Origin of the sequence: Streptomyces sp. NBC_00341, assembly GCF_041435055.1 — a bacterium.
Classification (GTDB): domain Bacteria; phylum Actinomycetota; class Actinomycetes; order Streptomycetales; family Streptomycetaceae; genus Streptomyces.
In genome coordinates this window covers 2,164,168-2,177,444 of record NZ_CP108002.1, presented here as the reverse complement: position 1 = coordinate 2,177,444, position 13,277 = coordinate 2,164,168, and the positions used below count along the sequence as shown (strand labels likewise).

Below are 13,277 nucleotides of genomic sequence, written 5' to 3'. Positions count from 1 at the left end.
CCGCACCCCGGTGCGGGCCCGGACCCGGCACCCCGCCCGCATCAGTCACGGGAGACGTCGTGGAAATCCTGGCCTTCGGTGTGCAGTCCGACGAGAAGCCGCTGATCGAGAAAGCCTTCGCCGGGAAGCACGAGGTCCGCTGCCTGGACGTCTTCCTGAACCGGGACACCGCACCCATCGCGGCCGGTTACGAGGCCATCTCCACCAGCGTCAACGCCGACCTGGGCAGCGGCGTCCTGCAGACCCTCGCGGCCGGCGGCACCCAGATGATCGCCCAGCGCTCCACCGGCTTCAACAACATCGACCTGGACGTCGCCGAGCGCCTCGCCATGCGCGTGGCCCGGGTCTCCTACTACTCCCCGTACTCCGTCGCCGAGTTCGCCTGGACCCTCGCCATGGCGGTCAACCGCCGCGTCATCCGGGCCGCGAGCCGCACCCGCGACTTCGACTTCCGCCTCGACGGGCTCCTCGGCCGCGACATGCACGGCCGCACGGCGGGCATCATCGGCACCGGCAAGATCGGTGAGGCCTTCACCCGGATCGCCCATGGCTTCGGCATGAATCTGCTGGGCTGGGACGTCGTGGAGAACCCGGCCTGCGTCGAGCTGGGCATGCGCTACGTGGAGAAGGAGCAGCTCCTGGCCGAGTCCGACCTGATCAGCCTGCACGTACCGCTGCTCCCCTCGACGCACCACATCATCGACAGGCAGGCCCTGGCCCGGATGAAGGACGACGCGATCCTGATCAACTCCAGCCGGGGCGGACTCGTCGACACCACGGCCCTGGTCGGGGAGTTGCGGGCCGGCCGGTTCCTCGGCGTCGGACTCGACGTGTACGAGGCAGAGGCCGGGCTCTTCTTCCTCGACAAGTCCCTGGAGGGCGTCGACGACGACACGCTCGCCCGGCTCGTCACCTTCCCCAACGTCATCGTCACCTCGCACCAGGCGTACTACACGCAGGACGCGGTGAGCCAGATCATCGAGGCCACCGTCCGCAACATCGACGACTACCTGGCCCGCCGCAGCAGCGAGAACGTCCTGGTCCCGGCGGCCCCCGCCCCCTGACCCCGCCTCCTCAGCCGCGCACCGGCAGCCCCGCCAGCAGCTCGCCCACGATCGCCGCGCCGCGCAGCGTCAGCACCGACTCCGGATGGAACTGCACCGAGGCGAAGCCGTCCCCGCGCAGCGCGTGCAGCTCCCCGGTCGCCCCGTCCACGCTCGCCTCGATGCCGTGCGCCGCCAGTTCGGTGACCGAGGCCTCGTCGCAGCGCGCGGTGAAGCTGTTGTAGAAGCCGACGGTCTCCGGGCGGCCGAACAGCTCGATCCGGGTCTGCGCACCCTGGTACGGCACCGCCTTGCGGACGATGTCGAGACCCAGCTCCGCCGCGATCAGCTCATGGCCCAGGCACACCCCCAGCAGCCCGTGCCGGTGGTCCCGGACCAGCTCCGCCGCGAGCGCCCGCAGCAGCCGCATCTTCGGATCGTCCTGATCGCCCGGATTCCCCGGCCCGGGGCCCAGCACCACGGGCCCCTCGTGCGCCCGTACGGCCTCGCGCAGCCCCGGCTCGTCGTAGCGGCGCACCGACACGTCGAGCCCGGAGGCGCGCAGCAGATGCCCCAGCATCGCGGTGAACGTGTCCTCGCCGTCGATGACCAGCGCATGGCCGGACAGCTCGTCGGTGCGCTCCTGCATCCGCAGCCAGAACGGCGCGAGCCCGTCCCGCCTGGCGTCCAGCGCCGCCCGCACCCGGGGGTCGGCGGCCAGCAGCGGCCGGGCCTCCTCCGCGCGCGGGCGCCCCGGCCGCACCCCCAGCGCCGTCAGCACGCCGGCCGCCTTGGCGTGGGTCTCCGCCACCTCGCTCTCCGGGTCCGAGTGACGCACCAGCGTCGCGCCCACCGGAACCCGCAGCTCACCGTCGGGCGAGATGTCGGCGGTCCGGATCAGGATCGGTGAGTCCAGTGTCTGCGCCCCGTCAGGGCCCTGCCGCAGGAGCGCCAGCGCGCCCGCGTAGTAGCCGCGCCCGCCGGACTCGTACCGCTCGATGACCCGGCAGGCGTTCTGCACGGGGGAGCCGGTGACCGTCGCCGCGAACATGGTCTCCTTCAGCACCTCGCGCACATCCAGCGAGGAGCGTCCGCGCAACTCGTACTCGGTGTGGGCGAGATGGGCCATCTCCTTGAGCCGGGGGCCGATCACCACCCCGCCCATGTCACCGACGGTGCACATCATCTTGAGTTCCTCGTCGACCACCATGGAGAGCTCCTCCGTCTCCTTGCGGTCGCCGAGGAACTTGAGCAGGTTCTCGGCGGTCGGCCCTTCCGCGGGGTAGCGGTAGGTGCCGCTGATCGGATTCATCACGACCGTCCCGCCCGACATCCGCACGTGCACCTCCGGGCTGGCACCGACCAGCGTCCTGGCCCCGGTGTGCACGACGAACGTCCAGTACGCGCCCCGCTCGCCCGCCAGCAGCCGCCGGAACAGCGCCAGCGCGTCCGACCGCCCGAAACCGGCGATCTCGCCCCGGAAGGTCCGCCGGATGACGAAGTTCGCGCCCTCGCCCCGGCCGATCTCGTCCTCGATGACCCGCCGGACGGTCCCCGCGTACTCCTCGTCCGGAACGTCGAAGGCACCGTTACCGACCCGCACCTCGTGCGTGGGGAGCAGCTCCAGCGTCTCGTCGAGCGGCAGTGTGTACGTCTCGTCCGCGACCAGTACGGACAGCGGCGTCCCGTCGTCCCGCACGTCGAAGCCGCGCTCGGCGATCTGCCGGAACGGGACCAGGGCGAGCGAGGGCCGCTCACCGACCGGGAGGTCCGCCAGCCGGTCCACCTCCCGCACCTCACCGATCAGCACCTCGACGGTGTCGTGGTCATGGCCGGGGGTACGCCTGCGGAGCAGGGCGAACGGTGGGCAGTCGGCACCGAGGAGTCGCTGGACGAGCGTGTGCGGTGCCGGGTGCGGGGTCATGTGCGGCGTCATGCCGGGTTCCTTCCAGTGGGTTCAGCTGGGAGGAACGGCCCGTGAAAACGGAAAAAGGCCGCCCCTCGGGCGGCCTCTGCGTTCTGTGTACGCGCAGTCAGTGGGCCGCCGGATGAGCGGTCCACCACCAATTACGGGTCGAGTGCGCGAACATGGCTGAACCATAACCCACGATCGGGCGCGAGGAGGCCCGCTCCACCCGATGGGGGGAACGGGCCTCCGGCCGGTCCCGGAACAGAGCGTTTCAGAACAGGGAGTTGTAGATCTGCCAGCCGGTGCCGATCCCGGCCCCGGCGGAGAAGGGCCTGTCCGCGCTGCCGGTGCCCCTGAAGTACCGGAGCTCCCCCGAGCCGTTCACGCCGACCAGGTCCCCGACGCCGTCCCGGTTCAGGTCGCTCGGACCCAGCATCAGCTTGTACGAGCCCCAGCCGGAACCCACCCGCACCCGCTTGGCGTACGGTGCGGCGGCGCTGCCGGTACCGGTGTAGATCCAGAGCACCCCGGCCTTGTCCCGCGCCACGAAGTCGGCCCTGCCGTCCCGGTTCAGATCGCCGGTGGAGACGACGGCGTCGTAGATCTGCCAGCCGGTGCCGATCTTCGCCTTGGGGGCGAAGGGCTTCGCCGGGTCGCCCGTGCCCTTGTAGAGATGGATCACCCCGGAGGCGTCGCGGGCGATCAGGTCCGCCTTGCCGTCGCCGTCCAGATCGCGCATGCCCCAGATGCCGTTGTACTGGTTCCAGCCGCTGCCCACCTTCAGCCGCGCCCGGTACGGCTTGTCCGGGTTGCCGCTGCCCCGGTAGTACCAGAGCACGCCGTCCTTGTCGCGGGCCGCGATGTCGCCCGTACCGTCGGCGCGCATCGCCGTCATGGCGGTGACGGCGGTGTAGTTCTGCCAGCCGTAGCCCATCCGGTAGCGCTTGTAGTACGGGGACGCGGCGCTGCCGGTGCCCTGGTACTGCCAGACGTCGCCCGCACTGTCCCGGCCGATCATGTTGTAACGGTCCGTTCCGGCATCCGGGACCGTGCTGCTCGCCTGCTGGACGTCGCTCGCCCTCACCCAGCCGATGCGGTGGTTGTACCGGATCGGGTAGAAGAGGTTCGTGCTGCCCTTCACCAGGGTGCGGTCGTTGTCGGCCGTGCCGGCGAACGTACCCGCGAACCAGTAGTCACCGGCCTGCGCCGGACCGGCCTGGGGGTAGGCCTGGCCGGCCGGGACGGTGTACTTCGACAGCGACGCGCCGTTCTTCTCCTGCACCGGGACGCCGGTGCCCGTGTAAGCGGCGTCCTCCGGGTAGGCGCGCCCGTACACCGGGATGGAGCTCGCGCCCGCCCTGGGCTTCAGCACCGGCCGGGCGGTCCTGGAGACGGCCTCGGTGAACTGGCCGCCCGGATTCTGGAACCAGGCCTTCCGGCCGCCGTGCCAGATGGCCGTCCAGTCGCCCTTGGCCTCCGCGACGACGTACGTGCCGCCCGCGACGACCTTGTTGCCCCAGTTCGGGCCGTCGGTGGCCTTCACGTTCGGCATGTACGGGTCGGTGATCATCGCCGACGTGGTGGCGGCCGAGGTGTAGAGGTAGCCGAAGTTCGCCGGCTGCCTGGCCACCGTGGCGCCGCCGTACGTCAGCGTCGGCTGGTTCGCCGTGGTGAACGGCGGCACCACCCTGACGACCTCGCCGGCCCTGACCGGCCCGCCCGCGCCACCGGCGCCGGTCGGGGCGCCGATCAGCGACATGTAGTGGTTCCAGTCCCAGAAGGGGCCCGGGTCCCAGTGCTGGCTCGCGACATTGGCGTCCAGGACGCCCGGCACCTCGTCGTGGCCGATGATGTGCTCACGGTCGAGCGGGATGCCGAACCTGTCGGCGAGGTACTTCACGAGCGTGGCGGACGACTCGTACTGCGGCTCGGTGTACCAGCTGCCCGACTTGATCGCGTAGCCCTCGTGCTCGATCCCGATCGAGTGCATGTTCACGGTCTTGTTGGCCGCGTGCCAGGCCTCGTCCTTGGTTTTGACCAGCTGGGTGACCAGTCCGTCCTTGGCCCGGATCAGATAGTGCGCGCTCGCGTAGGACGCCGGGTTCTGGAAGGTCGCCAGCGAACCCGCGTAACCGCCCTCCGTGTCGTGGACGACGATGTAGCGGATGTCCTCGCCGCTCGCCGGCCGGTCGGCGGCGTTGTAGTTGCCGAAGTCGTCCGGGGTGGAGCTGTTCTGCTTGTACGCGGCGGGCTCGAAGTCGCAGTTCAGCCCGGAGGGGCACTCCGGCGCGGGGGCGGCGGTGGTGCTCGCGTCCGTCGCGGCGAGCCGCATCCTGGCGGGCCTGACCGGGCTCACCGACGGGTCCGCGGGCAGCGACAGCCGCTGGCCGTCCGCCGTCAGACGGCTCTCGCCGCTCCTGACCGACTCGAAGACCCGGTTCGCGAACAGCGTGGCGCCCTTGGTGTCCGGTGCCTGGCTGTAGCGCGCGACGGCCGGGTACCGCCGGCCGGCGTCCTCGGGCAGCGAGCCGGTGGCCTCGCGCTGGTACTTCGCGAGCAGCGCCGCGCCGGCGCGGACGGACTGCGCGGAGTCCTCCCGCACCGAGCCGGCCGGCCTGCCGATGAGCTTCGCGGCCTCGTCCAGCGTGTGCAGCCCGGCCGCGCCGGTGTCCACCCGCTTCGGCAGGGTGCGCAGCGCGCGACCGGCGTCGAAGTGCTTCGTCACGGCCGGGTCGCCGCTCAGGTTGAGGTGCGCGAGCCGCTCCGCGTCCGTCGGCTGCTCGATGTCGTCCTCGGTGACCCGGGTGAGCCCCATCACGTTGTACGCGCCGCTGGTGCTCGGCTCGCCGTCGTGGCTCTCCCACAGCGTCTGGCGGTACGAGACCGCCATCAGCACGTTCTGCGGGACGCCGAACTCGCGCGCCGCGTCCGCGAAGCGGGTCTGCAGCGAGGCGGCCGACGCCGCGACCGGCTTGCCGTCGCCGGGCACGGTGCCCTGGGACGCCATGGCGACGGTCGTGATCGTGGCGGTCGCCACGACCGCTGCCCCCACCCCGTAGAGCAGGCGCCCCTTCCCGAGATCTTTGCGATGGTTTCGCTTCAAATCCCCACCCCTGTTGCCAAAACAGTCGAATCCGTCAAATCCGAAGTCGAGACGCTAGCAGCACCCGGCTGTGTCCCCGGTCACTGGCGCGCCACCTCGGCCGTCTCAGTCACTGAGCACCAGAAAAAGCACTCGACACGACCCCGTAATGTGGGACCCGTGACCGTGAACGCCAATACCTCCGTCGCCGGTGGCAACACCTGGCAAGACCTTCCCGCGGCGCAGCAGCCCGAGTACCCCGACTCCGAGGCGCTGCGCGATGTACTCGCGGACCTCGCGTCGTATCCGCCGCTCGTCTTCGCGGGCGAGTGCGACCAGCTGCGTGCCCGCATGGGAGCCGTCGCCAAGGGCGAGGCGTTCCTGCTCCAGGGCGGTGACTGCGCCGAGGCCTTCGACGCCGTGTCGGCCGAGCACATCCGCGCCAAGCTGAAGACGCTGCTCCAGATGAGCGCCGTCCTCACCTACGCGGCCTCCGTGCCCGTCGTCAAGGTGGGCCGGATCGCCGGCCAGTACTCCAAGCCCCGTTCCAAGTCGACCGAGACCCGCGACGGCGTGACCCTGCCGACCTACCGCGGCGACTCCGTCAACGGCTTCGCCTTCACCGAGGCCGAGCGCGTTCCGGACCCGGACCGGCTGAAGCAGATGTACCACGCGTCCGCCTCCACGCTGAACCTCGTGCGCGCCTTCACCACCGGCGGTTACGCCGACCTGCGCCAGGTGCACGCCTGGAACCAGGACTTCGTGAAGTCGTCCCCGTCCGGGCAGCGTTACGAGGCCCTGGCCCGCGAGATCGACAACGCGCTGAACTTCATGAAGGCGTGCGGCACGGACCCGGCCGAGTTCAAGGCCGTCGAGTTCTACGCCTCGCACGAGGGCCTGCTGCTGGACTACGAGTCGGCGCTGACCCGCATCGACTCGCGCACCGGCGAGCTGTACGACACCTCGGGCCACATGGTGTGGATCGGTGAGCGCACCCGCCAGATGGACGGCGCGCACATCGAGTTCGCCTCGAAGATCCGCAACCCCATCGGCATCAAGCTCGGACCGACGACCACCGTCGACGAGGCGCTCGGCTACATCGACCGCCTCGACCCCGAGCGCGAGCCCGGCCGGCTGACCTTCATCGTCCGGATGGGCGCCGACAAGGTCCGCGACAAGCTGCCCCAGCTGGTCGAGAAGGTCACCGCCTCCGGTGCCACCGTCGCCTGGGTCACCGACCCGATGCACGGCAACACCTTCGAGGCCGCCTCCGGTCACAAGACCCGCCGCTTCGACGACGTCCTGGACGAGGTCAAGGGCTTCTTCGAGGTGCACAAGGGCCTGGGCGCCCACCCGGGCGGCATCCACGTCGAGCTCACCGGCGACGACGTCACCGAGTGCGTCGGCGGCGGCCACGAGATCTTCGTGGACGATCTGCACCAGCGTTACGAGACGGCCTGCGACCCGCGGCTCAACCGCAGCCAGTCGCTGGACCTCGCGTTCCTGGTCGCCGAGATGTACCGGGATCAGTAGGCATCACGGCAGGTAGCACACGCGCGACTGTGGGGCACGGATCGATGTGATCCGTGCCCCACAGGGCGTTCCGGGGCTTTTACCGCCCTTGAGTGGCGGGTAAGGTTAGGTTAGCCTCACCGATTATCGGGGCGGCCGCCACGACCTCGTCCCGCCGGGAGGTGAAACCGCATGTACGTCTGCTCGTGCTTCGGCGTTACGGAGCAGCAGGTCAAGAAGCATGCGGAAGCCGGCGCCTGCACGCCCCGCCAGATAGCCTCCGCCTGCAAGGCGGGTACCGACTGCGGCGGCTGTGTGCGCACCATCCAGGCGATGCTCGGCCGCGGCGCCTGTCCGCGCCGTGAGCTGGTCGACCAGAAGCAGCCCGCCGGAAACGTCGAGCGTCTCGACGCGGGCACCGCTCCCGCACCGGCGGCCGGGTTCCCCGAAGCAGCCTGAGCCGGGTCAGCTCTCCGGCTGCTCGATCAGCTGCGCGATGTAGAGCGGCTCGCCGAGCTTCTCGACCAGTTCCAGCTGGGTGTCGAGATAGTCGATGTGGTGCTCCTCGTCGGCCAGGATCGACTCGAAGATGTTCGCGGACGTGATGTCGCCCTTGGCGCGCATCAGCTCGATGCCCCGCTTGAGGCGGTCGATCGCCTCCACCTCGACCTGGCGGTCCGCCTGGAACATCTCGGTCACCGTCTGGCCCACCCGGACGTGGAAGAGCCGCTGGTAGTTCGGCAGTCCGTCGAGGAACAGAATCCGGTCGGTCAGGATCTCGGCGTGCTTCATCTCGTCGAACGACTCGGAGCGGGTGTACTTCGCGAGCTTCGTCCAGCCGAAGTTGTCCTGCATCTTCGCGTGCAGGAAATACTGATTGATGGCAGTCAATTCGGCGGTCAGCTGCTCGTTCAGGAACTCAAGGACCTCGGGGTCGCCCTGCATCGCAGAGGCTCCTTCCAACCGGTGAACTGGGCAAGTTGGCCGCATCTTCGCATCGCACCCGGTGGCCGTCCAGTAAGTACATGCTTAGTAAGGCATGCCCGAATCGTCTCTGCGCTGGTCATGACCACCCCTGCCTGTCTGTCACCATGGAGTCATGGGTCAGCCGGAAAGCCGGGAAAACCGCGCAGCAGAACAGTCCGAGCTTCCGCCGGGGCAGCGACTTCAGCGCGGCTGGCCGGTCACCCATTACGGACCGGTGCCGAAGTTCAAACCCGAGCGCTGGGAATTCCGCGTTTTCGGGGCCACCGCCGATGGCGACAAGCACTGCTGGAACCATCAGGAATTCTCGGAACTGCCGTTCTCCTCGGTCGTCGCGGATCTGCACTGCGTGACGAAATTCAGCATGCTCGGCGCCGAGTGGGGCGGGGTGCTCGTCCGCGATGTCGTCGCACTCGCACCGCCCGCGCCCCATGTCACCCATGTGATGGTCTGGGCCGAATACGGATTCAGCTCGAACCTCAGGATCGACGACTTCACGGCGGAGCGGGCCCTGTTCGCCACCCACAAGGACGGCGAACTGCTCACCGCGGAGCACGGTTTCCCGCTCCGGCTCGTGGTTCCGCAGCTCTACGCCTGGAAGGGCCCCAAGTGGGTCCGGGGCATCGAGTACATGACCGCCGACCGCCGCGGCTTCTGGGAGGAGCGCGGCTATCACAACGTCGGCGATCCGTGGAAGGAGCAGCGCTACTCCTACCAGGAGGAGCCCGGGGACGGCCCCGAGCTCTGACCTCCCCGGGCCGCCTCAGTGGTGGTACCGGTGCACCACGGCGTGCCCCTTGCCGTGCCCGATCATCCACTTGTTGACCGGTGTGGTGACGACGAAGGCGACGGCCAGTGAGAGCGCGAGCGTCCCCCAGAACAGCGCGTTCGCGCGCCCATCCGACGTGCCCCGTGTGCTGTGCGTGCTCCGTGTGCCCCGTGTGGTCCTGCATGTCGATCCCCCAATGCCGGATTGTGGTTCCTGTCGACTACAGGAACCAGATACCCCCTGGGGGTATTCCGTCGGGTGGAGACGGGATCGGGTCAGGCCGGGTCGCGCAGTCCCTTCAGTCGGGCCACGTCCGCCGCGTGGCCCTCCTTGCCGCCCGGGGTCTCGATGATCAGCGGCACGCCCTCGGTCGCCGGATGGGAGAACAGCTCCCGGAACGGCTCCTCACCGATGTGACCGGCGCCGATGTTCTCGTGCCGGTCCTTGTGGGCACCGGCCACGTCCTTGGAGTCATTGGCGTGGATCAGCTTCAGTCGGCCCGCGCCCACCGTCTCCACCAGCAGGTCCAGCGTCTCCTTCATCCCGCCGGGGCCGGCCAGATCGTGTCCCGCCGCGAAGATGTGGCAGGTGTCGAGGCAGACGCCGAGCTTCGGATGGGCGTCGAGCGCTTCGAAGTACGGGCCGAAGTCCCAGGTCCGCGAGCAGAGCGAGAAGCCCTGGCCCGCGGTCGACTCCAGCAGCAGGAACGGGTCGTCGTCGTGCGTCAGCTCGTCCAGCAGCGGGCGCAGGTGTGTGCGTACCTGGGCCAGCGCCTCCTCGCGCGGCCTGCCGTTGGTCGCAGAGCCGGTGTGCACCACGACGCCCAGGGCGCCGATCTCGCGGGCACGGCGCAGGGAGTGGCGCAGCGAGTCCACGGACTTCTCCACGGTCGCCGCGGTGTGCGAGCCGAAGTTGATCAGGTAGGGGGCGTGCACGTACGCGGGCATGGACGCGGCGGCGCACTCGGCCCGGAACCGCTCGTCCTGCGCCGGATTCCCCGCGGGCGTCGCCCAGCCGCGCGGATTGGCGACGAAGACCTGGACGGCCTCCGCGCCCATCTCCCGGGCGTAGGGCAGTCCGACCTTGGCGAGGCCGCCGGCCACCGGGATGTGACCGCCGACAGGGTTGCGCATACGGATCTAGAGCCCCTTGGTCTTGATGGTGATGGTGCTGCCCTCCGGCGCCTGATCGCCGCCCTCGACGGACTGGCTCGCTATCGTGTCGCTAAAGGAGAGGAACGGGGTGTCGACCTTGACCTCGAAGCCCGCGTCCTCCAGCTCGCTCCGGGCGTCGTCCTTGTCCTTGCCAGTGACGTCCGGCACGTCGATCATCCGCGGGCCCTTGGAGACGGTCAGCGTTACGGTGTCGCCCTCCGCGGCCTCCCGGCCCTCGGCCGGTGACTGCTCGGCGACGTCGCCCGCGTCCTCGGGGCTGTTCACCCGGTCCGGCAGCACCTTGGCCTTCAGCCCCTCCTCGTCCAGCGCGTCGGTGGCGTCCTCGACGGAGAGGCCGGTGACGTCGGGGACGTCGACCGGGCTGCCCTTGGAGACCACGAGCGCGACCGCGGTGTCCGGGTGGCGCTCGGCGCCCGCCTCGGGGTCCGTGCGCACCACCTCACCGGCCGCCGCGTCCTCGCTGAACTCCTTGGTGGTCATGCCGGGCACCAGGCCCGCCTTCGTCAGCTGCCGCTTGGCCTCGGCCAGCGCGACGCCCCCGACATCGGGCACCTTCACGATCTCGGGCCCCCGCGAGACGACGAGCTTCACCGAGCCGTTGCCCCGGATCCGGGCGGCCGACTTCGGGTCGCTGTCGATCACCTTGCCGCGCTCGACGGTGTCGCTGTAGGCGCGCTCGACGCCCTTCAGCTCCAGACCGGCGTCCGACAGCCGCCCCTTGGCCGCCTTCTCGCTCTGGCCGAGCACCCGGGGGACGTGGGTGAACTGTCCGGAGTTGATGTACCAGACGCCGCCGCCGATGCCCAGGACCAGCAGCACCGCGACGACCGCGGCGACGATGCCGCGCCGGGGTCCGCCGAGGAATCCGGCCCGGCGGGCGGGCCGCTCCGGCGGCAGCGGCGGGGGCATCTCCAGCCGGCTGGTGTGGTGGGCGGTGCCCTGACCGGGCGGCAGCACCCGCGGGATCACGCTCGTGCGGTCCTCCGCGGCGTCGCGCACCTCTGCCAGGGCCTGCGGCGGTACGGCGTCCAGCTGGGCCTCGGTGAGGCCGGCGCGGGCATCGCGGGACTCGGCGAGCAGCGCCACCGCGTCGAACGGCCGCACCTCGGGGTCACGCGCGGTGGCGCTCGCGACCAGCCTGTCGAGCTCGGGCGCGAGCCCGGGGGCGAGGGCGGAGGGGGCCGGGACGTCCTCGTTCAGATGCTGGTAGATGACCTGGGCGGGGGACTCCCCGGTGTGCGGCTTGGCGCCGGTGAGCATTTCGTACAGCACCACGCCGCACGCGTACACATCGGCGCGGGTGTCCGCGGTGCCGTGCTCGATCTGCTCGGGGGCGAGATAGGAGACGGTGCCCAGGATCGACCCGGTGGTGTTGGTCACCGTGCCCACGGCCCGTACCAGGCCGAAGTCCGCGACCTTGACCCTGCCGTCGTCGCCTATGAGCACGTTCTCCGGCTTCATGTCCCGGTGTACGAACCCGGCCCGGTGCGCGGCGCCGAGCGCGGCGAGCACCGGCTCCAGGATGTCCAGTGCGGCCCGCGGCTGCAGCGCGCCGCGTTCGCGCAGCACATCGCGCAGCGTGCAGCCCGCGACGTACTCCATGGCCAGGTAGACGTACTGCTCCTGGGCCCCCTGGTCGAAGACCCCGACCACGTTGGGGTGGGCGAGCCCCGCCACCGACTTGGCCTCGCGGATGAAGCGCTCGACGAACGAGGCGTCGGTCGCGAGCGCCGGGTGCATCACCTTGAGGGCGAGCACCCGGTCGAGGCGGGTGTCCATGGCCCGGTAGACCGTGGCCATGCCGCCCACGGCGATGCGGGCATCGACGCGGTAGCGGCCGTCGAGCAGCTGCCCGACGAGAGGGTCCTGGAGGGTCGTATCCACGCAGCGAGTCTACGAGCCGCCACGGACACCACCGACTGCCCGGGGCGATCCCGGAGCCGTACTGCAGCCGAGCCGTGACAGGGACACGCGATTCACCGCCGGAACGCTCCGGTCCGCCGAGGGTCAGAACGCCGGGCGCTCCGGATCCAGCGCCGCACGCCCCGCCACCGGCGACGATGCCTCGGCGAAGTGGCGGCGCGGGATCCGGCCCGCCCGGTACGCGAGGCGCCCGCCCTCCACCGCGTGCCGCATCGCGGCGGCCATCAGCTCGGGCTCCTGGGCCCGGGTCACCGCCGAGGCGAGCATCACAGCCGCGCACCCCAGCTCCATGGCGAACGCCGCGTCCGAGGCCGTCCCGGCGCCCGCGTCCAGGATCACCGGGACCCCGGCCCGCTCGGTGATCAGCTGGAAGTTGTGCGGATTGCGGATGCCCAGGCCCGAACCGATGGGGGAGCCGAGCGGCATGACCGCCGCGCACCCCACGTCCTCCAGTTTCCGGGCGAGCACCGGGTCGTCGTTGGTGTAGGGCAGCACGGTGAACCCGTCGTCCACCAGGATCTCCGCGGCGTCCAGCAGCTCGACCGGGTCGGGCAGCAGGGTGCGCTCGTCGGCCACCACCTCCAGCTTGACCCAGTCGGTGCCGAGTGCCTCGCGGGCCAGCCGGGCGGTGAGCACGGCCTCGCCCGCGGTGAAGCAGCCCGCCGTGTTCGGCAGCACCCGGATGGAGAGCTTCTCCAGGACGGAGAGCACGGAGCCCCGCACGGTCGGGTCGAGGCGGCGCATCGCGACGGTGGTCAGCTCGGTGCCGGAGGCGGTCAGCGCGCGCTCCAGCACATCGAGGCTGGGCGCCCCGCCCGTCCCCATGATCAGCCGGGAGCCGAAGACGGTGTCCCCGAGGGTGAAGAGGTCGTCGGACACG

General features: G+C 70.4%; 11 protein-coding genes and 1 pseudogene. 4 read left to right on the top strand and 8 right to left on the bottom strand.

Annotated elements, in window-relative coordinates:
• The first annotated feature begins 59 nt into the window (after window positions 1-59).
• Complete coding sequence (locus OG892_RS09680; RefSeq protein ID WP_371628918.1) at window positions 60-1,064, top strand: 2-hydroxyacid dehydrogenase; 1,005 nt, start codon at window positions 60-62, stop codon at window positions 1,062-1,064.
• A gap of 10 nt (window positions 1,065-1,074) precedes the next feature.
• Here OG892_RS09680 and OG892_RS09675 read toward each other — a convergent pair whose 3' ends face one another.
• The 3 genes from OG892_RS09675 to OG892_RS09665 form a co-directional block, all read right to left on the bottom strand.
• The gene (locus tag OG892_RS09675; protein WP_371628917.1) at window positions 1,075-2,979 is read right to left on the bottom strand and encodes an anthranilate synthase family protein; all 1,905 of its coding nucleotides are present in this window, start codon (window positions 2,977-2,979) and stop codon (window positions 1,075-1,077) included.
• A gap of 97 nt (window positions 2,980-3,076) precedes the next feature.
• On the bottom strand, window positions 3,077-3,133 hold the full coding sequence (locus OG892_RS09670; protein WP_073735655.1) for a trp operon leader peptide: 57 nt from the start codon (window positions 3,131-3,133) through the stop codon (window positions 3,077-3,079).
• 90 nt (window positions 3,134-3,223) lie between these two features.
• Window positions 3,224-6,055 carry an N-acetylmuramoyl-L-alanine amidase gene (locus OG892_RS09665; protein ID WP_371628916.1) on the bottom strand — a complete coding sequence of 944 codons (2,832 nt, stop codon included), beginning with the start codon at window positions 6,053-6,055 and terminating at the stop codon, window positions 3,224-3,226.
• A 165-nt stretch (window positions 6,056-6,220) separates the two neighbouring features.
• Here OG892_RS09665 and OG892_RS09660 point away from each other — a divergent pair, with 165 nt between their 5' ends.
• Together OG892_RS09660 and OG892_RS09655 are read left to right on the top strand one after the other, a co-directional pair.
• The gene (locus OG892_RS09660) at window positions 6,221-7,567 is read left to right on the top strand and encodes a class II 3-deoxy-7-phosphoheptulonate synthase (RefSeq protein WP_371631605.1); all 1,347 of its coding nucleotides are present in this window, start codon (window positions 6,221-6,223) and stop codon (window positions 7,565-7,567) included.
• A 171-nt stretch (window positions 7,568-7,738) separates the two neighbouring features.
• The gene (locus tag OG892_RS09655; RefSeq protein WP_073735558.1) at window positions 7,739-8,005 is read left to right on the top strand and encodes a bacterioferritin-associated ferredoxin; all 267 of its coding nucleotides are present in this window, start codon (window positions 7,739-7,741) and stop codon (window positions 8,003-8,005) included.
• A 6-nt stretch (window positions 8,006-8,011) separates the two neighbouring features.
• Here the strand turns inward: OG892_RS09655 and bfr are convergent, their stop codons facing one another.
• Window positions 8,012-8,491 (bottom strand): bacterioferritin, encoded by a 480-nt coding sequence (gene bfr / locus OG892_RS09650; protein WP_073735557.1) that lies wholly within the window; start codon window positions 8,489-8,491, stop codon window positions 8,012-8,014.
• Window positions 8,492-8,645: 154 nt separating this feature from the next.
• On the opposite strand from bfr, the gene OG892_RS09645 reads away from it, so the two are divergent.
• Window positions 8,646-9,278, top strand: coding sequence for a sulfite oxidase-like oxidoreductase (locus OG892_RS09645; protein ID WP_073735556.1), 633 nt, complete (start codon window positions 8,646-8,648; stop codon window positions 9,276-9,278).
• A 15-nt stretch (window positions 9,279-9,293) separates the two neighbouring features.
• Here the strand turns inward: OG892_RS09645 and OG892_RS09640 are convergent.
• The 4 genes and pseudogenes from OG892_RS09640 to OG892_RS09625 form a co-directional block, all read right to left on the bottom strand.
• Window positions 9,294-9,419: pseudogene (locus OG892_RS09640) on the bottom strand (DUF4396 domain-containing protein); the annotation flags it as partial.
• 155 nt (window positions 9,420-9,574) lie between these two features.
• Complete coding sequence (locus OG892_RS09635; RefSeq protein WP_328867356.1) at window positions 9,575-10,432, bottom strand: deoxyribonuclease IV; 858 nt, start codon at window positions 10,430-10,432, stop codon at window positions 9,575-9,577.
• Between the two features lie 6 nt (window positions 10,433-10,438).
• The gene (gene pknB / locus OG892_RS09630; RefSeq protein ID WP_371628915.1) at window positions 10,439-12,358 is read right to left on the bottom strand and encodes a Stk1 family PASTA domain-containing Ser/Thr kinase; all 1,920 of its coding nucleotides are present in this window, start codon (window positions 12,356-12,358) and stop codon (window positions 10,439-10,441) included.
• Window positions 12,359-12,481: 123 nt separating this feature from the next.
• Window positions 12,482-13,276: a thiazole synthase gene (locus OG892_RS09625; RefSeq protein WP_073735553.1), complete on the bottom strand. Its 795-nt coding sequence runs from the start codon at window positions 13,274-13,276 to the stop codon at window positions 12,482-12,484.
• Window position 13,277: the final 1 nt, after the last annotated feature.